Genomic DNA, 18,354 nt, shown 5'->3' with positions numbered 1-18,354 from the left:
CGTCGTCCTTAATGTTGGCTTGTCTCCTCGAAACCATAGAAGTGCCGTTCGAAGACACCACGTGCCCTGCGGGTGACACGTCGGTAGTCGTTGTCGAGCTCCGAGGCCCCGCCGGCCGGGTAACCGCACCAGCGGGCGACGGCCTCCATGTCGCGCCATGACCTGGGCAGCACGTCAGATGCCCTCCCGGTGCAGGCCACCGAGGCGCTGCGGATCCGGGTGGCCAGCGACCAGGCCCGGTCCAGCAGTTCCACGTCGCCGGCCGGGAGGATCTCCAGCGTGGCCAGGGCCGCCAGGGCGGTCCGTGTGGAGGTGGTCCGCAGCTCCGGGTGCTCCGTGCCGTGTTCGAGCTGCAACAGCTGGACGAGCCATTCGACGTCGCTCAATCCCCCGCGCCCGAGCTTGACATGGCGGGTGGAATCCGCGCCGCGCGGTAGCCGCTCGGCCTCGACGCGCGCCTTGATCCTGCGGACCTCCCTGACCTCGTCGGCGGTGACCCCACGACCGTAGCGGATGCCGTCCACCAGTTCCATGAAGTCGCCGGCCAACTCGTCGTCACCGGCCATGGGCCGGGCGCGCAACAGTGCCTGGCGTTCCCAGACCAGTGCCCACCGTTCGTAGTATTCGCGGTAGGAACCGAGCGAACGGGCCAGGGGGCCGTTCTTGCCCTCGGGGCGCAGGGCGGCGTCGACGACGAGTTTGGGTTCGGCGAGCACCGCTGGCTTCAACGGCTGGGTCAGCAGCTTGCCGAGGTGGGTGAAGATGCGCAGGGCCTGCTGTTGGGCCGCCTGGGCGTCGGCACCGTCCCGGGGCCGGTGGACATACAGGACGTCGGCGTCCGAGCCGTAGCCGATTTCGCGGCCCCCCTGGCGGCCCATCGCGACCACCAGCAGGTCCGTGAGGCGCTCGGTGGTGGCGAACTCGTGCTGCTCCGCCACGCGCAGCGCCGCCAGCACGGCGGCCCGGTCGACGTCCGAGAGCGCCAACCCGATCTCATCGATGTCCATCAGCTTCGCCGAATCGGCCAACGCGACACGCAGCATCTCCCGCCGCCGGTTCAACCGGACCAGGCGCATCGCCGACTCCGGGTTCTTGTGGCGTTTGAGCTTGGCGGCATTCTCCTGCCACAACTGTTCGAAGGGCATGGGCCGCAATTCGCGGTCATCGCCCAACCAGGCGGCCGATTCCGGGGAAACCTCCAACAGGTCGGTGATGAACCTCGAGCCGGAGAGCACATGGCAGAGGCGTTCGGCGGCGGCGCTGGAATCGCGCAGCATGCCCAGGTACCAGTGCGATTCGCCCAGCGCCTCGCTCAGGCGGCGGAAACCGAGCAATCCGGCGTCGGGGTCCACCCCGTCGGCGAGCCATTCCAGCAGCACGGGCAGCAGTTGGCGCTGCAGGGAGGCACGACGCCGGACCCCGGAGGTCAGCGCCTCGATATGGCGCATGGCACCCTGCGGATCCAGGTACCCCAACGCCGCCAGCCGCGCCTGGGCCGCCGCCGGGGAGAGGCGGACCTCGTCGGTGGAGAGGTTCGAGGCGGAGGCGAGCAACGGGCGGTAGAAGATCGCCTCGTGGAGCCGGCGCACCGAGCGCTTGGTGTTCTGCCATTGCCGGGTCAGTTCCTCGGCCGGTTTGCGCCCGCTGACGGCCCGGCCGCGGGAGGCGCGGAAGAGCACGCGCAGGGCCTCCTCCTTGACGGGCATGAGGTGGGTCCGCCGCAGGTTGACCAGCTGGATCCGGTGCTCCAGGACCCTCAGGTACCGGTAGGCCAGGTCGAACTCAGCTGCATCGGCGCGGCCGATGTACCCGCCCTCGCTCAGGGCCGCGATGGCCGACGTCGTGTCCCGCACCCGCAGCGTCTCGTCGACGCGCCCGTGGACCAGTTGCAGCAGCTGCACCGTGAATTCGACGTCCCGCAGGCCCCCCGGGCCCAGCTTGATCTGCCGGGCGAGTTCCTCGGAGGAGATGTTCGCCAGCACCCGCTTGCGCATCCCCTGCACCGACTCCACGAATCCGTCACGCTCCGAGGAGTTCCAGATCAGCGGTGCAACGGCCTCCTCATAGGCACGCCCCACCTCCAGGTCACCGGCGATGCAGCGGGCCTTGAGCAGGGCCTGGAACTCCCAGCTCTGGGCCCACCTGTCGTAATAGGCCACATGGGAGGAGAGCGTGCGCGAGAGGGCCCCGTCCTTGCCCTCGGGGCGCAGGTTCGCGTCGACCTCCCACAGTCCCGGCTCGGGGCCCGGGCTGTTGATGGCCCGGCCGATGCCGATGGCCAGGGTCGCCGCGATATCTGCAGCCCGGTCATCGTCCAGCCCCTCGGCGTCGTGCACGTAGATCACGTCCACATCGGAGATGTAGTTCAGCTCGCGGGCCCCGCATTTGCCCATGCCGATGACCGCCAGACGGACGGCATCCACCTCCTCGGGGTCGAAACGCCCGGCCGCCTCGGTGCGGGCGACGGCCAGCGCCGCGTCGACTGCCGCGCCGGCCAGGTCGGCCAGTTCAGCGGCGACCACCGGCAAGACCAGGGACGGGTCCTCGGCGCTGACGTCGCGCAGGGCCAGCGAAGCCAACGCGGCCCGGTAGGCGACCCGGATGCGGGCGTAGGCGTCCTTGCCGGTGTGTTCGGCCACGGGTGCGCGGGCCGCGGGGTCGGCCCCGACAGCTGCCAGCAGGCGTGCGCGCAGGGCGGCAGCGGGCACCTGCGTCCACCCGGGCGGCACCTCGGGTCCGCCGGGCACGACGGCGTCCGGGTCCCCCGGCTCAGCCCCGGCGCTTCCGGCTTCCGGTGCCGTGGCGGCCGGGGCGTCCGGGGCGTCCGGGGCGTCCGGGGCGTCCGGATGATCCTCAGCACCCGCCTCGCCGGGGTCGAAGATGTCCAGGTGTTCGGGGTGCCGGACCAGGAAGTCCCCCAGGGCCTCGGAGGCACCCAACAGGCGCATCACCGGAACCGCCCCCTCGGCGTCGTGCACCCGTTCCAGGATGGCCGGTTCGCTTTCGGCGAGGCGCAACAGCAGCAGCAGGGCCAGATCGGGGTCCGCCGCGGCACGCAACCCGGCCAGCAGCGCGGCCTCGTCGGCGCCGGCGAACACGTCGTCGGCCAGGAACCGCTTGGCCCGCTCGACGTCGTCGAACCCCGCGGAGATCAGCTGTCGCGTCAGGCTCACGGCGTGCCCCTAGAGGATGCCGAGGTAGCGGGAGGTCTCGAAGGGGCTGACGTATTGGCGGTATTCGTTCCACTCGTCCTGCTTGTTGCGCAGGAACGAATCGAAGACCTGCTCGCCGAGGATCTCGGGGACCAGTTCGGAGTCCTCCATGGAGCGGATCGCGTCATGCAGGGACCCCGGTAGCGGGGCGTGGCCCAGGGCGCGGCGTTCGGCGGCGCTGAGGCCCCACACGTCGTCGTCGGTGGCCGGCGGCAGCTCGTACCCCTCCTGGATGCCCTTCAGCCCGGCACCGAGGATCACGGCGTAGGCGAGGTAGGGGTTGGCCGCCGAGTCGATCCCGCGGTATTCCACCCGCGCCGACTGGCCCTTGTTCGGCTTGTAGAGCGGCACGCGGACCAGTGCGGAACGGTTGTTGTGGCCCCAGGAGAGGTGGCTGGGCGCCTCTCCCCCGCCCCAGAGCCGCTTGTAGGAGTTCACGAACTGGTTGGTGACCGCCGTGAACTCGGGGGCGTGGTGCAGCACGCCGGCGATGAACTGCCGGGCGGTCTGCGAGAGCTGGTACTCCTGGCCGGCCTCGAAGAACGCGTTGGTGTCGCCCTCGAAGAGCGAGAAGTGGGTGTGCATCCCGGACCCCGGGTGGCTGGAGAACGGCTTGGGCATGAACGTGGCGTAGATGCCCTGCTGCAGCGCCACCTCCTTGACCACCGTCCGGAAGGTCATGATGTTGTCGGCGGTCTGCAGGGCGTCGGCGTAGCGCAGGTCGATCTCGTTCTGGCCCGGTCCGGTCTCGTGGTGGCTGAATTCCACGGAGATGCCCACCGCTTCGAGCATGGTCACTGCACGACGGCGGAAATCCTGGCCCACGCCGCCGGTCACGTGGTCGAAGTAGCCGCCATGGTCCACCGGCATCGGTTCGCCGTTGGCGTCCAGGTCATCGGACTTCAGCAGGTAGAACTCGACCTCGGGGTGGGTGTAGCAGGTGAAGCCCATGTCGGCGGCGGCGGCCAGCTGGCGCTTGAGCACATGCCGCGGATCCGCCGGCGACGGTTCCCCGTCGGGGGTGAGGATGTCGCAGAACATCCGCGATGTCGGTTCGATCTCCCCGCGCCACGGCAGGATCTGGAAGGTGGAGGGGTCCGGCTGGGCAAGCATGTCGGATTCGTAGATCCGCGACAGGCCCTCGATCGAGGAGCCGTCGAAGCCCAGGCCTTCCTCGAACGCGCCCTCGACCTCGGCCGGGGCCAGGGCGACGGATTTGAGCGATCCGACGACGTCGGTGAACCACATGCGCACGAAGCGCACGTCGCGTTCCTCAATGGTCCTGAGCACGAATTCCTGCTGGCGGTCCATGGGTTGGCTCCTCGTCTGATCCGGCGATTGCTGCGGTGGTTGCGGGCCGTCCCACCGTCGCCAACTCTACTCGGAAACCGTAGTCAACCGGGTGTCCGGCTCCCACCGGTGGCGTATTCTGGGGGACATGTCGCACGAACAGCCCTCCCCCAATGCCTCCGGCCAGCCCGCCGCCGCGCCACGCCCCGCCGGACGGATCCGCATCGGCCATCTGGCCCAGGCCAAGGCCGAGGGCCGGCGCTTCACGATGCTGACCGCCTACGACCAGTACGCAGCAGCCATCTTCGAGGAGGCGGGCATCGAGGTCCTGCTGGTGGGCGATTCGGCGGCGAACAACGTCATGGGCCACACCACGACGCTGCCGATCACGCTCGAGGAGATGGGGGTGTTCGCCCGGTCCGTCACCGCCGGGGCGAAGCGCAGCCTGGTGGTCTGCGATCTGCCGTTCGGCAGTTTCGAGGCCTCACCGCGGCAGGCGGTGGAATCGTCGGTGTGGTTGATGAAGCACACGGGCATCCACGCGGTGAAGATGGAGGGCACGGCGCGCCGTGCCGACCACGTGAGGGCCGTCGTGGACGCCGGGATCCCGGTCATGGCGCACATCGGGTTCACCCCGCAGGCCGAACACGCCCTCGGCGGCTACAAGGTGCAGGGCCGCGGGGAGGCCGCCGCGCGGCTCGTCGAGGACGCCCTCGCCCTGGAGGCGGCCGGCGCGTTCTGCGTGCTGCTGGAAATGGTGCCGGCCGAGGCGGCGGCCGCCGTGGAGGCGGCCCTCACCGTGCCGACCATCGGCATCGGGGCCGGCGCCGCCACCACCGGGCAGGTGCTGGTCTGGCAGGACATGATGGGGTTGAACCCCGGCAAGCTGCCTCGTTTTGTGAAGAAATATGCCGACCTGCGCCAGGTCATGGGCGACGCCGCTGCGGCGTACCACCGTGACGTGGTGGACGGGACGTTCCCCGCCGACGAACACGGGTTCTAGCCCGCCGGCGCCCCGGGCACCGGCTCAGGCGCCGTCGTCGTCCTCCCAGGACTCGTTGTTGCGCTCCACCTGCGCCAGCGCCCCCTGGGCCTCCTCGCGGGTCGCGTAGGGTCCCAACAGCTGCGACCAGTCCGACTGGGGACCGGATTCGACCTGTTTCGTGTTGACGTTGAACCAGAAATCGCCGCCGGTGGTTTCGCTGCCGTCGCTCATCGTGCTCCTTCGGGTCTGCGGGCCCGCGTGGATCGCGGGGCGTGTCGCTGCCCGCCCACCATACTCCGGCGCCGGCGGATGGCGATAGGATCGATGACATGCCACGCACGTCAACTGCCCCGTTGGGCACCCTGGTCCCCGGAACGCCCACGCCGATGCGCCGGGTGCCCGCCTCGATCGAACGCCCCGAATACGTGGGCAAACCGGCCCCGGCGACGTTCGAGGGCTCGGAGGTCAAATCGGCCGAGACGATCCAACGCATCCGCCACGCCTCGAAGATCGCCGCCGAGGCACTGGCACTGGTCGGCGAGGCCGTCGTCCCGGGAGTGACCACCGACGAGCTGGACCGCATCGGCCACGAGTACCTCATCGCCCACGGCGCCTACCCCTCCACGCTGGGCTACCGCGGTTTCACCAAGTCGCTGTGCACCTCCATCAACGAGGTCATCTGCCACGGCATCCCGGACACCACCGTGGTGCAGGACGGGGACATCGTGAACATCGACATCACCGCCTACATCGGGCAGGTCCACGGCGACACGAACGCGACGTTCCTCGCCGGGGACGTCGACGAGGAGTCGCGCCTGCTGGTCGAACGCACCCGGGAGTCCCTGCGCCGGGCCATCAAGGCCGTCATGCCGGGGCGGGAGATCAACGTCATCGGCCGCACCATCTCCGCCTACGCCAAGCGCTTCGGGTACGGGGTGGTCCGCGACTTCACCGGCCACGGCGTCGGCGAGGCCTTCCACACCGGGCTGATCATCCCCCACTACGACGCGGCGCCGGCGTACTCCCGCGTCATCGAACCCGGCATGGTCTTCACCATCGAGCCGATGCTCACCCTGGGCGGGATCGACTGGGACATGTGGGACGACGGCTGGACCGCAGTCACCCGCGACCGCAGCCGCACCGCCCAGTTCGAGCACACCCTGCTGGTGACCGATGCCGGAGCCGAAATCCTCACCGTGGCCTGAGCGCCGCCCCCACCGCCCCACCGATCCGCCCCACCGATCCGCACAGGAGCCCGCATGTCCAAGGACGAGAAGAGCAAGAAGAACAAGATCTCCACAGCCATCGGCCTGGACATCGGCGGAACCGGCATCAAGGGCGGGATCGTCGACCTGAAGAAGGGCAAGCTGGTCGGCGACCGGTACCGGATCGACACGCCGAAGCCCTCCACCCCGGAGGCAGTCGCCGAGGTCGTCGCGCAGATCGTCACGGAGCTGGGGTCCCGCGAGGGCGCCCCCGACGCCGACGCCCCGGTGGGCATCACCTTCCCGGCCATCATCCACGAGGGCGTCGCGCTCTCGGCGGCCAACGTGGACAAGTCGTGGATCGACACGGACGTGGACACGCTCTTCACCGACGCGCTGAACCGCCCGGTCCAGGTCATGAACGACGCCGATGCCGCCGGGCTCGCGGAGGTGCGCTATGGCGCCGGTGAGGGAGTGGAGGGAACGGTCCTGGTCATCACCCTGGGCACCGGCATCGGCTCGGCGCTGATCCACGACGGCATCCTGGTCCCGAACCTGGAACTGGGCCACCTGGAAGTCGACGGGCACGACGCCGAATCACGGGCCTCCGCCTCCGCCCGGGAACGCGAGGACCTGGCCTGGGAGGACTACGCGGTGCGTCTGCAACGCTACTTCTCCCACGTGGAGTTCCTCTTCTCCCCGAAGCTGTTCGTGGTCGGCGGCGGGATCTCCAAGCGCTCCGAGGACTTCCTGCCGCGGCTCGATCTGCGCACGCCGATCAAGCCGGCTGCGTTGAAGAACAATGCGGGGATCGTCGGCGGCGCACTGCAGGCGGCCATCCACTTCGGCCTGCGCAAGTAGCGCGCGGGCCCCAAATGGCGGGGTTCCGTCAGTCGGCGGTCAGCGGCCGCTGGTGCCCGGCGTCGGGGGCGCCCTTGCCCTCGCTGCGCAGCTTGGCGATCGCCGTCTCGAAGTCCTCGAGCGAGTCGAAGCCCTGGTAGACGCTGGCGAACCGCAGGTAGGCGACCTGGTCCAGGTTCTGCAGCGGCCCCAGGATGGCCAGGCCCACGTCGTTGGCGTTGATCTCCGCGGCACCGGAGGCCCTGACGGTTTCCTCGACTTCCTGGGCCAGCAGCGCCAGGTCGTCATCGGTGACGGGCCGGCCCTGGCAGGCCTTGCCGACCCCCGAGATGACCTTCGCCCGGTCAAAGGGTTCCGCCACGCCCGAACGCTTGACCACATTCAGGCTGGTGGTCTCCAACGTGGTGAAACGGCGTTCGCAGGCACTGCACAACCGGCGCCGGCGGATGGCCGAGCCGTCTTCGGTCAGGCGGCTGTCTACGACCCGGGAGTCGGAGTTCCTGCAAAATGGACAACGCATGGGCTCCATCCCTTTCCGTGGTCGTGGGGCGGGGCTCCGCCCGCACCGCCGTGATCTGTGCCGTGGGCGGTTGGAACCATCATGTCATGTCCGCCACGTCCGGTTTCCCCGCTGCGGGCGGGTTACCCGTGGTCGAGGCGCTGGGTGACGGCGTCGCCGTGCGCCGGCAGGTCCTCGGCCCGGGCCAGGGCCACCACGTGGTCCCCGACCCCGCGCAGTGCCGCCTCCGGGTAGTCGATGACCTGGATGGCCTTCAGGAACGTCAACACGTTCAGGCCCGAGGCGAAGGCCGCGGTCCCGCTCGTGGGCAGCACGTGGTTGGACCCCGCGCTGTAGTCGCCCAGCGACACGGGGCTGTGCTCCCCCACGAAGACCGCGCCGGCGGCGGTGATCCGGGCGGCCACTGCCGCGGCGTCGGCGGTCAGGATCTCCAGGTGCTCGGCGGCGTACGCGTTGCAGACGCGCAGGCCGGACTCCAGGTCATCGACCAGGATGATGGCCGATTGGCGCCCCGACAGGGCGGCCAGCACCCGCTCGGAGTGCTTGGTCGTGCGGGTTTGGAGCTCGAGTTCGCCCCGGACGGCGTCCGCCAGGTCCACGGAATCGGTGACCAGGACGGCCGCTGCATTCGGGTCGTGTTCGGCCTGGCTGATCATGTCGGCAGCGACATAGCGTGCGGTCGCCCCGGAGTCGGCCAGGATGGCGATCTCCGTGGGTCCCGCCTCGGCGTCGATCCCCACGGCCCCCTTGACCAGTCGTTTGGCGGTGGCCACGAAGACGTTGCCGGGGCCGGTGATCACGTCCACCGGGTCGATGCCCGCGGCGCCCGCGGGGCCCGAGTCCGGCTCGATCCCGTAGGCGAAGGCGGCAATCGCCTGGGCGCCGCCCATGGCGTGGACCTCGGTGATGCCCAGCAGCTCGGCGGCCGCCAGGATCGTGGGGTGGGGCAGGCCACCGAATTCGCGCTGCGGCGGCGAGGCCAGGGCGATGGACCCCACCCCCGCGGCCAGGGCCGGCACGACGTTCATGATGACGGAACTCGGATAGACGGCCAGGCCACCCGGGACGTAGAGGCCGACCCGGCGGACCGGTTCCCACCGTTGGGTCACCGTGGCGCCGTCGCCGAAGTCCACCGACGCCGGCGTGGGGACCTGGGCCGCGGCGAACCGGCTGGCCCGGCGGATCGATTCCTCCAGGGCACGTCGCACGGCGGGGTCCAGCTGTTCCAGCGCCCGGCGCCGCGCCTCGGCGGGGACCGCCGTGGTGGTTTGTTCGACGCCGTCGAACCGCAGGGCCAGCTCGGCCAGGGCGGCGAACCCGCGCGAGCGGACATCGTCGATGATCCCCTGGACCGCTGCGGCCGCCGACGCGCCGTCGTTCTCGGGCCGGGGCAGCGTGGCCTTCAACGCGGCATGGCCCAGCACCGTGTTGCGCAGGTCAAGGGTGCGCAGGGCGCTGAAGGACTCGGGGGCGTTGGCTGGATAAGTCACCGTCCAAGTTTACGACGGGCGGTGCCGGGCCGCCGACTGTTGCGACGGCCCGTGGACCTCAGATGTCCAGGCAGGCAGGACCGAGCAGCACCTTCAGGTCCCCGAAGAGCGCCGGATTGGGGTTGACCCGGAATTCGATGCCCAGGCGCATGAGCTCGACGCTGCGCGTTCCGGAGAGCTTGACCCGCACCTCGGTGTTGCCGGAGTGGGTTTGCAGGACCTCCCCCAACTGCGACACCACTGCCTCGGTGGCTTTGTGGGCCGGCATCGAGATGACCACCGGCCCCGCGAGCCCGTCCTCGCTGATTTCCGGGATCGTCAGTTCCTGGGCGTTCAGGGACACGGCGCCGTCATCGCGCCGCTGCAGCCGTCCCTTGACCACGACGATCAGGTCCTCGGCCAGCACGCTGGCGATCGGCCCGTAGGCCTGGCCGAAGAACATGACCTCCATCGAGCCGCCCAGGTCCTCGATCTCGCACCGGGCGTACGGGTTGCCGCTGTTCTTGGCGATGCGGCGCTGCAGCGAGGTGATCATCCCCGAGATGGTCACGATCTGCCCGTCACGCGGCCCGTCCTCGGAGAGCACCTGGGTGATGGAGAGGTCCGCATGCTGTTCGAGCAGGCTGCCCAGCCCCTGCAGCGGATGGTCCGAGACATAGAGGCCCAGCATGTCGCGCTCGAAGGAGAGCTTGTCCTTCTTCTCCCACTCGGGCAGGTCGGGCACCTCGATGGCCAACCCCGCCCCGGCCGCCGGATCGTCCATGGCGCTGAAGAGGTCGAACTGGTTGGCCGCCTCGTTGCGCTTGAGCACGATGACCGAATCGACGGCCTCCTCGTGGATCATCGCCAACGCCCGACGGGGGTGCCCCATCTCATCGAACGCGCCGGCCTTGACCAGCGATTCGATGGTGCGCTTGTTGCACACGACGGCGGGGACCTTCTGCAGGTAGTCGCTGAAGGACTCGAAGTTCCCCTTCTCGGTCCGGGCCTCCACCATGGCGTTGACCACGTTGGCGCCGACGTTGCGGATGGCACCCATGCCGAAGCGGATGTCATCGCCCACCGGGGTGAAGTTCAACTGGGATTCGTTCACGTCGGGGGGCAGCACGGTGATGCCCATGTGCCGGCACTCGTTGAGGTACAGGGCCGACTTGTCCTTGTCGTCGCCCACACTGGTGAGCAGGGCAGCCATGTATTCGGCCGGGTAGTGGGCCTTGAGGTAGGCAGTCCAGTAGGAGACCAGGCCGTAGGCCGCGGAGTGCGCCTTGTTGAACGCGTAGTCGGAGAACGGCAGCAGGATGTCCCACAGCGATTTCACGGCGGCCTCGCCGAACCCGTTGTCGAGCATGCCCTGGTGGAAGCCGGCGTACTGCTTGTCCAGTTCCGCCTTCTTCTTCTTGCCCATCGCGCGGCGCAGGATGTCGGCCTGGCCCAGCGAGTAGCCGGCGACCTTCTGCGCGATGGCCATGACCTGCTCCTGGTACACGATCAACCCGTAGGTGGTGTTCAGGATCTCGGCGAGCGGTTCCTCCAGCTCGGGGTGGATCGGGGTGATCTCCTGCAGCCCGTTCTTGCGCAACGCATAGTTGTTGTGCGAGTTCGCGCCCATGGGGCCCGGCCGGTACAGGGCGATCACTGCCGAGATGTCCTCGAAGTTGTCGGGGCGCATCAGGCGCAGCAGCGAACGCATGGGCCCGCCATCGAGCTGGAACACGCCCAGGGTGTCGCCGCGGGCCAACAGCTCGTAGGAGGCCCGGTCATCGACCTCCAGGTGTTCCAGGTCCAGGTCCACGCCCCGGTTGATCTTGATGTTCTCGATCGCGTCGGAAATGATCGTCAGGTTCCGCAACCCCAGGAAGTCCATCTTGATCAACCCCAGGCCCTCGCAGGTCGGGTAGTCGAACTGGGTGATGACCTGCCCATCCTGAAAACGGCGCATGATCGGCACGACGTCGATGATCGGGTCCGAGGACATGATCACCCCAGCGGCGTGGACACCCCACTGGCGTTTGAGGCCCTCGATGCCCTTGGCGGTCTCGAACACCTTCGCGGCCTCGGGGTCGCCGGCGATCAGCTGGCGGAAGTCGGCGGCCTCGGCGTAGCGCTTGGCCTTGGTGTCCTCGATGTCGGCCAGCGGGATGTCCTTGGCCATCACGGCCGGCGGCAGCGCCTTGGTCAGGGTCTCGCCCATGCTGAAGGGGTGGCCCATCACGCGGGCGGAGTCCTTCAGTGCCTGCTTGGTCTTGATCGAGCCGTAGGTCACGATCATGGACACGCGTTCGTCGCCGTACTTCTCGGTCACGTACTTGATGACCTCGGAGCGGCGCCGATCATCGAAGTCGACGTCGAAGTCGGGCATGGAGACGCGTTCGGGGTTCAGGAACCGTTCGAAGATCAGCCCGTGCTGCAGCGGGTCCAGGTCGGTGATGCGCATGGCGTAGGCGACCATGGAGCCGGCACCGGAACCACGGCCGGGGCCGACGCGTATGCCGTTGTCCTTGGACCAGTTGATGAAGTCGGCCACCACCAGGAAGTAGCCCGGGAAGCCCATCTTCGTGATGATGTCCAGCTCGTAGTCGGCCTGCTTGCGCGAGGCGTCGGGGACCCCGTTCGGGTACCTGTACTTCAGCCCGGTGTCGACCTCCTTGACCAGCCAGCTGGTTTCGTCCTCCCCCGGTGGGCACGGGAACTTGGGCATGTAGTTCGCGTCGGTGTTGAAGGAGACCTCGCAGCGTTCGGCGATCTCCAGCGTGTTGTCGCACGCCTCGGGGAACTCGGCGAAGAGGGTGCGCATCTCCTGCGGGGACTTCAGGTAGAAGCCCGTCCCGGAGAACGCAAAGCGCGACCCGCCCTGGTCGTAGCTCGGCTCGAGCAGCGTGGAGCCCGACTGGATGGCCAGCAGCGCCTCGTGCGCCTTGGCGTCGTGCTCGTGGGTGTAGTGCAGGTCGTTGGTGGCCACCAACGGGAGGTTCATCTCCTTGGCCAGGCGCAGCAGGTCCTGCGTGGCCCGGCGCTCGATCTCCAGCCCGTGGTCCATCAGCTCGCAGTAGTAGTTCTCCGCCCCGAAGATGTCACGGTATTCCCCGGCCGCCCGCTTGGCCTCCTCGTACTGGCCCAGCCGCAGCCGCGTCTGGATCTCCCCCGACGGGCAGCCGGTCGTGGCGATGAGCCCCGGACTGTACTGTTCCAGCAGTTCACGGTCCAGCCGCGGCCATTTGCCGAACACCGAATCCAGCGACCCGATGGAGGAGGCGCGGAAGAGGTTGCGCATGCCCTCGTTGTTGCGGCTGAGCAGCGTCATGTGCGTGTAGGCACCGCCGCCGGAGATGTCGTCGCGCTTCTGGTGCTGTTCGCCCCAGCGCACCCGGGTCTTGTCGGTGCGCGCCGTCCCGGGGGTGACGTACGCCTCCACGCCGATGATCGGCTTGATCCCCGCGTTGGTGGCCTTGCTCCAGAAGTCGAAGGCCCCGAACAGGTACCCATGGTCCGTCGTCGCCAGGGCCGGCATGCCCAGGCGTTCGGTCTCCTCGAAGAGGTCGGTCAGGCGTGCCGCGCCGTCGAGCATGGAATATTCGGTGTGCGTATGGAGGTGGACGAATCCGTCACGAGTTGAGCTGGCCACCGATCCAGTCTAGGCCCGATCCGGCGGTGGCCGAGGACCCCGCGCGGGCCGGGTGACGATCCCCACGCCCTGCCCGGCGACTGCCACCGGTGCACGACGGCGGTGCCTCGCTAATAGCGCAGGTCGCCCTCGCGCATGATCTCCAGGGCATGTTCCAGGTCCTGGGGATAGCCGCTTTCGACCTGGACCCACTCCCCCGTGACCGGATGGGGGAACCCGAGGCGGTGGGCGTGCAGCCACTGCCGGGTCAGCCCCAGGGCGGCGGCCAGCCGCGGGTCAGCCCCATAGGTCTGGTCTCCGGCGCACGGGTGGCGCAGGGCCGAGAAGTGCACGCGGATCTGGTGCGTGCGTCCGGTCTCGAGTTCGACCTCCACCAGGCTGGCGCGGCCGAAGGCCTCCAGGACCTGGTAATGGGTGACGGAATCCCTGCCGTCTTCGAGGACTGCGAATTTCCAGTCGTGTCCCGGGTGCCGGCCGATGGGGGCGTCGATGGTCCCCGCCAGGGGGTCGGGCAGCCCCTGGACCAGGGCGTGGTAGGTCTTGGCCGGGGTGCGTTCCTTGAAGGCCCGCTTCAGGGCCGTATAGGCGCGTTCGGTCTTGGCGACGACCATGGCGCCGGAGGTCCCGACGTCGAGCCGGTGCACGATGCCCTGGCGTTCGGGGGCACCCGAGGTGGAGATGGTGTAGCCGGCGGCGAGCAGGGCGCCCACGACCGTGGGGCCGACCCACCCGGGCGAGGGGTGGGCGGCAACGCCGACGGGTTTGTCGATGACCACGAAGTCATCATCCTCGGCCAGGATCCCCATGGCTTCCACGTGCTCTGCCCTCACTTCCAGCGGGTCGTCTTCCTCGGGTGCCTCGACGCTGACCAGGTCGCCCGGCGCGACCTTGCGGGACTTGGCGGTTGCCGTGCCGTTGAGCAGCACGTGGCCATCGGTGCACCACTGTGCGGCGGTACTGCGTGAGACACCCAGGGTGGAGGCCACGGCGGCATCGATCCGGCGTCCTGCCTCCTCGGGGGTGACGGCGAAGGAGGCGGTGGTCATGGCCGTCCCGCTTTCCCGTCCTTGCGTGCCGGCTTGTCCTCGATCGGCCGGCCATCGACCCCGATGCCACGGAACAGCAGCAGGCAGATCCCGATCATCGAGCAGACCACGAAGCAATCGGCCACGTTGAAGATGGCGAAATGGCGCACGCCGATGAAATCCACGACATGGCCCATGCCGAAGGACGGCGCACGGAAGAGCCGGTCGATCAGGTTGCCGGTGGCTCCCGCCAGCAGCCCGCCGAGGGCGATCGCCCACAGCCGGGAGCGGACCTTGCGCAGCAGGGTCAGCACGTAGATGACGACGACCGCCATCACGATGGTGAAGACCCAGGTCACCGACGTTCCCATGGAGAAGGCGGCCCCCGAATTGAGGATGTAGTGCCAACTCAGCACGGATCCGATCACGTCGATCTTTTCACCGAGTTCCATGGTGGACTGCACCAGGGCCTTGGTGAGCTGGTCCACCCCGATGCCGATCACCGCGATCGCCAGGGACAGGGCGAGCAGCGCCGGCCGGGCGCGCGCCGGCGTCGGCGGCTCGGCGGCGGTGTCATCGGGGCGTGCTGCGTGGTCCTGGTCCATGGTGGTCCTTAACGTGCTGTCGGCGGCCGGGAGCCCCGCCCCCCGACAGTCAATGGTTTCGGCGGGCCACCACAGCGGCCCGCCGCAAACGGGTGGCTAGGCGTTGTCCTTGGCGTCTGGTGCCGCGATGGAGCCCTGCGACTCGAGGTCGTGGAGCTGGCCTTCGATGTAGGACTTCAGGCGGGCACGGTAGTCGCGTTCGAATCCGCGCAACTGGTCCAGCTTGCGCTCGAGGACCGACTTCTGCTCTTCGAGCGAGTTGAGCGTCTTGGTGCTCTTGTTCTCGGCATCGGTGACCAGCTTGGTGGCCTGCAATTGGGCCTCGGCGATGATCTTGTCGCGCTGCTCGACGCCGGCACCCACGTATTCGTCGTGCAGGCGCTGGGCCATGGCCAGGACGCCAGCAGCGGATTCGGCGGAGGCGCCGTTGGCCGGTGCCGCCACAGCGGCGGAGTCGGCGGCCGGTGCTGCTGCCACGGCCGGTGCTGGTGCGGCGGGAGCGGACTCCGTGACCGGGGCCTCCTCGGCGACGACCGGCTCGGCGACCTCGGCGGCCTCTTCCTTGTCCTCGACCGGGGCAACGACCGGCTTCTCGTCGGCGCCCTTGGCTGCCGAAGCCTCGGTGGCCGGGGAGGCCGCAACGGGTGCCGGCACACTGCCGGTGTCGGCGTCGGACCCGCCGAGGCCGCTGACGCGCTGGCGCAGCTCCTCGTTCTCCTGGGTCAGGCGACGAAGTTCGACAACGATCTCGTCCAGGAAGTCGTCAACTTCGTCCTGATCGTAGCCCTCCCGGAACTTGGTTGGCTGGAAACGTTTGTTGACTACATCTTCAGGCGTGAGCGCCATCTGGTCACCTCGATACTTAGTTCTCTCCCCGGCCGCCTGATTGCGACCCGAGGGCGATTACACCGGTTGGTATGAGCGCGACCGGGCAACCCGGTCGCGCTTCCTATTTCAAGACTATAACGTTTTCCGCACCGAAGACTAACCTCGGTGCGAACCGCCCCTGGTGGGCTACCTGCCGATCTGAAGCACAATCACCTTGGCGATGATGATGGCGAAGTACAGGATCAGAAACGCCAGATCCAGGCGCATGCCGCCCAGGTCCAGCGGCTTGATCCGCGACCTGAGCCACCGCATGGGCGGGTCGGTGATGCGGTAGACGAAGCTGGCAACGATCAGTGCCAGCCCGCGCGGACGCCAGGATCGGGCGAACATCTGCACGATGTCGTACACGATCCGCAGCATCAGCAGGACCTGTACGACCGTCAGGACCGCATAGACCAGTCCAAGAAGAATATCCACGGGGCGAAGCGGGGCTAGCTCTGGTTGAAGAAGGTCGCCGTGTCCTCGGAGGACTTCTTGTCCTCACCCAGGACCTCGACCGTGGCCGGTGAGAGCAAGAACACCTTGTTGGTGACCCGCTCGATGCTGCCGTGCAGGCCGAAGACCAGGCCGGCGGAGAAGTCCACCAGCCGCTTGGCATCGCCTTCACCCATGTCGGTCACGTTCATGATGACCGGGATGCCGTCGCGGAAGCTTTCCCCGATGATCTTGGCATCGTTGTAGGAACGGGGGTGGACCGTGGTGATTTGCCGCAATGAAGAATCCTCGTCCCTGGAAGAAGGCGCGCGCTTGATGGGGGTAACGGGTGCCCGGTATTCCGTCTCCGGATCCGCGGCGACGGCAATGGGGGCCTTCTCGTGCTCCACCCGGGATGGTTCGGGGCGTTGGGCCTCGGCCACCTGGTAGGTCTCGTCCTCGTAGTGCTCGTCACCGTCGGCGAGTCCCAGGTAGATCATTGTCTTGCGCAGGGCGCCAGCCATGGTCTTCTCCTTATGATCGTGCGCGGCGAGGGGGTCTTCTCCCGCTTGAGTCTCCGCTGGAAACGACGCTACAGCACCGGCGGACGTGGACCGAGGACATCGGAGCCCACCCGTAGGTGTGTCGCACCGGCGGCGATGGCCTGTTCCAGGTCGTGGCTCATGCCGGCCGATATCCAGGTGGCGCCCGGGTGGTTGGCCCGCAGGTCGGCGGCAATTGCCGCCAGGCGCTCGAAGGCCGGTGCCGGGTCGGCGCCCAGCGGTGCCACGGCCATGACGCCGGCCAGTTCCAGCCCGTCGGCCTCGGCCACCAGGTCCGCCAGCTGCTGCACATCGGCCGGTGCCGCACCGCCGCGGCCAACGCCGCCGTCGTTCCCCGCACGCTGGGCCTCATCACGCAGATCGACCTGGATCAGCGTGGCCAACGGTGCCCGTTGGCCGCGTCCAGCCTGCTCACGCAGCTCGTTCTCGCGCCGCATGGCCTTGCCCAGCGCCGTGACCAGGGAGGGGCGATCCAGCGAGTGCACTGCCGTGGCATAGCGGACCACCGATTTGGCCTTGTTGCCCTGCAACTGGCCGATGAAGTGCCACGCCAGGTCCAGGTCGGCGAGTTCCGCTGCCTTGGCCCCGGCTTCCTGGTCACGGTTTTCCCCGACCTGGCGGATGCCGAGCTCGTGCAGGGCGCGGACGTCGGCGGCCGGGAAGTACTTGGTCACCACGATCAGTTCCGGGGACCGGTCCAGCGCCGCGGCACGGGTGGCCCCGGCGATGCGCTCGTTCACCGCGGCCAGGCGCCGCTCAAGGTCCGCGCGGCGCTCGGCGGCGACTGTCGAATCGGCAGGGGAATCGGTGGGCATGCGTTCTCTCCTAGGCGCCCGGGGCGCCGGTGCTTGCCGGCCAGACGATGCCGGCCAGCCGGCCGGCGTGCTGCTGGTCACGGCGGTATGAAAAGTAGTCGGGATCCTCCAGCGTGCACACCGCGGTGGCGGCCACCTGCACGCCCAGCCCGCTCAGCAACCTGCCGGCGGCCCCCGGCAGGTCCAGGGAGCTGGTCCCCCACCGGCTGGTGACGGCGATGCCGGGCATCACGGAGTCGGCCTCGGAGGCCATCTGGGCGGGGACCTCGTAACAGGCACCGCAGACGGCTGGGCCGATCCAGGCGTGCAGGTCGCGGCCGCCCGCTGCAACGATGGCGTCCACGATGTTCTGCAGGATGCCACCGAGCAGCCCCTGGCGGCCGGCGTGGGCCACGGCGGAGACCAGACCGCCGTCGTCCCCGGTGGCGGCAAAGACCACTGGCAGGCAATCCGCCACCAGGACGGCCAGCGCGCTCGTGCCGTCCGGGCTGACCATGGCGTCCGCATCCGGGCCCCACGCCACCGCGTCCGCTCCCCCGGTGCCCCCTCCGACGGTGTCCCCTCCAACGGTGTCCCCTCCAACGGTGTCCTGCGGGCCGGAGGCGGTGGAGCGCACCTCGTGGACGACCACCGAATGGGTCTGGTTCATGAACTGCACGGCCCCTGCGTCCAGGCCGAGGCCGGCCTCGAGCGAACGCCGACGCTGCAACACCTCTGCGGGCCGGTCGCCGACGTGCAGGGCCAGGTTGCCCTCGGCGACCGAGGTGAAGGCCACCTGCGCCGGCGTCGGGCCGTTGAATTCGTAGCGGAGCATGTCGACCACCTCGGGATAGGGCAACGGCGCGTCGCCCGGCCGGGC

Annotated in this window: 16 protein-coding genes; 3 read left to right on the top strand and 13 right to left on the bottom strand. The window is 68.8% G+C overall.

What is annotated here, in order from left to right:
* Positions 1 to 8: 8 nt before the first annotated feature.
* Both ACN0TP_RS11165 and glnA read right to left on the bottom strand, forming a co-directional pair.
* Positions 9 to 3,173: a bifunctional [glutamine synthetase] adenylyltransferase/[glutamine synthetase]-adenylyl-L-tyrosine phosphorylase gene (locus ACN0TP_RS11165; protein WP_417218966.1), complete on the bottom strand. Its 3,165-nt coding sequence runs from the start codon at positions 3,171 to 3,173 to the stop codon at positions 9 to 11.
* A 9-nt stretch (positions 3,174 to 3,182) separates the two neighbouring features.
* On the bottom strand, positions 3,183 to 4,523 hold the full coding sequence (glnA, locus tag ACN0TP_RS11160) for a type I glutamate--ammonia ligase (RefSeq protein ID WP_417218964.1): 1,341 nt from the start codon (positions 4,521 to 4,523) through the stop codon (positions 3,183 to 3,185).
* 127 nt (positions 4,524 to 4,650) lie between these two features.
* On the opposite strand from glnA, the gene panB reads away from it, so the two are divergent.
* Positions 4,651 to 5,505, top strand: a complete 855-nt coding sequence (gene panB, locus ACN0TP_RS11155) for a 3-methyl-2-oxobutanoate hydroxymethyltransferase (protein ID WP_417218963.1) — start codon at positions 4,651 to 4,653, stop codon at positions 5,503 to 5,505.
* A 24-nt stretch (positions 5,506 to 5,529) separates the two neighbouring features.
* Here the strand turns inward: panB and ACN0TP_RS11150 are convergent, their stop codons facing one another.
* Positions 5,530 to 5,718, bottom strand: coding sequence for an SPOR domain-containing protein (locus ACN0TP_RS11150; RefSeq protein WP_417218962.1), 189 nt, complete (start codon positions 5,716 to 5,718; stop codon positions 5,530 to 5,532).
* Positions 5,719 to 5,816: 98 nt separating this feature from the next.
* On the opposite strand from ACN0TP_RS11150, the gene map reads away from it, so the two are divergent.
* Positions 5,817 to 6,692: a type I methionyl aminopeptidase gene (map, locus tag ACN0TP_RS11145; protein WP_417218960.1), complete on the top strand. Its 876-nt coding sequence runs from the start codon at positions 5,817 to 5,819 to the stop codon at positions 6,690 to 6,692.
* Between the two features lie 54 nt (positions 6,693 to 6,746).
* A complete protein-coding gene (gene ppgK, locus ACN0TP_RS11140) occupies positions 6,747 to 7,553 on the top strand; it encodes a polyphosphate--glucose phosphotransferase (protein ID WP_417218959.1) in 807 nt (268 codons plus the stop codon).
* A gap of 28 nt (positions 7,554 to 7,581) precedes the next feature.
* Here ppgK and nrdR read toward each other — a convergent pair whose 3' ends face one another.
* From nrdR to ACN0TP_RS11090, 10 genes are all read right to left on the bottom strand, one after another.
* Positions 7,582 to 8,073 (bottom strand): transcriptional regulator NrdR, encoded by a 492-nt coding sequence (gene nrdR / locus ACN0TP_RS11135; RefSeq protein WP_417218957.1) that lies wholly within the window; start codon positions 8,071 to 8,073, stop codon positions 7,582 to 7,584.
* 122 nt (positions 8,074 to 8,195) lie between these two features.
* Positions 8,196 to 9,563: a histidinol dehydrogenase gene (gene hisD, locus ACN0TP_RS11130; RefSeq protein ID WP_417218955.1), complete on the bottom strand. Its 1,368-nt coding sequence runs from the start codon at positions 9,561 to 9,563 to the stop codon at positions 8,196 to 8,198.
* 58 nt (positions 9,564 to 9,621) lie between these two features.
* Positions 9,622 to 13,128: a DNA polymerase III subunit alpha gene (gene dnaE / locus ACN0TP_RS11125; protein ID WP_417219398.1), complete on the bottom strand. Its 3,507-nt coding sequence runs from the start codon at positions 13,126 to 13,128 to the stop codon at positions 9,622 to 9,624.
* 167 nt (positions 13,129 to 13,295) lie between these two features.
* A complete protein-coding gene (locus ACN0TP_RS11120) occupies positions 13,296 to 14,231 on the bottom strand; it encodes an RluA family pseudouridine synthase (RefSeq protein WP_417218953.1) in 936 nt (311 codons plus the stop codon).
* Positions 14,228 to 14,815 (bottom strand): signal peptidase II, encoded by a 588-nt coding sequence (gene lspA / locus ACN0TP_RS11115; protein WP_417218951.1) that lies wholly within the window; start codon positions 14,813 to 14,815, stop codon positions 14,228 to 14,230. Before lspA ends, ACN0TP_RS11120 begins: the two co-directional genes overlap by 4 nt.
* A gap of 96 nt (positions 14,816 to 14,911) precedes the next feature.
* Positions 14,912 to 15,661 carry a DivIVA domain-containing protein gene (locus ACN0TP_RS11110; RefSeq protein ID WP_417218950.1) on the bottom strand — a complete coding sequence of 250 codons (750 nt, stop codon included), beginning with the start codon at positions 15,659 to 15,661 and terminating at the stop codon, positions 14,912 to 14,914.
* Positions 15,662 to 15,829: 168 nt separating this feature from the next.
* Positions 15,830 to 16,120 carry a YggT family protein gene (locus tag ACN0TP_RS11105; protein WP_417218949.1) on the bottom strand — a complete coding sequence of 97 codons (291 nt, stop codon included), beginning with the start codon at positions 16,118 to 16,120 and terminating at the stop codon, positions 15,830 to 15,832.
* A 14-nt stretch (positions 16,121 to 16,134) separates the two neighbouring features.
* Positions 16,135 to 16,641 carry a cell division protein SepF gene (locus tag ACN0TP_RS11100; RefSeq protein WP_417218947.1) on the bottom strand — a complete coding sequence of 169 codons (507 nt, stop codon included), beginning with the start codon at positions 16,639 to 16,641 and terminating at the stop codon, positions 16,135 to 16,137.
* 68 nt (positions 16,642 to 16,709) lie between these two features.
* Positions 16,710 to 17,495 (bottom strand): YggS family pyridoxal phosphate-dependent enzyme, encoded by a 786-nt coding sequence (locus tag ACN0TP_RS11095; RefSeq protein WP_417218946.1) that lies wholly within the window; start codon positions 17,493 to 17,495, stop codon positions 16,710 to 16,712.
* Positions 17,496 to 17,505: 10 nt separating this feature from the next.
* Positions 17,506 to 18,309, bottom strand: coding sequence for a polyphenol oxidase family protein (locus ACN0TP_RS11090; protein WP_417218945.1), 804 nt, complete (start codon positions 18,307 to 18,309; stop codon positions 17,506 to 17,508).
* Positions 18,310 to 18,354 lie beyond the last annotated feature (45 nt).

It is taken from the genome of Arthrobacter sp., assembly GCF_048266065.1.
Lineage (GTDB): Bacteria > Actinomycetota > Actinomycetes > Actinomycetales > Micrococcaceae > Arthrobacter_H.
Note: the sequence above shows the minus strand (reverse complement) of the source record. Positions and strands in the feature narration are given on the sequence as shown.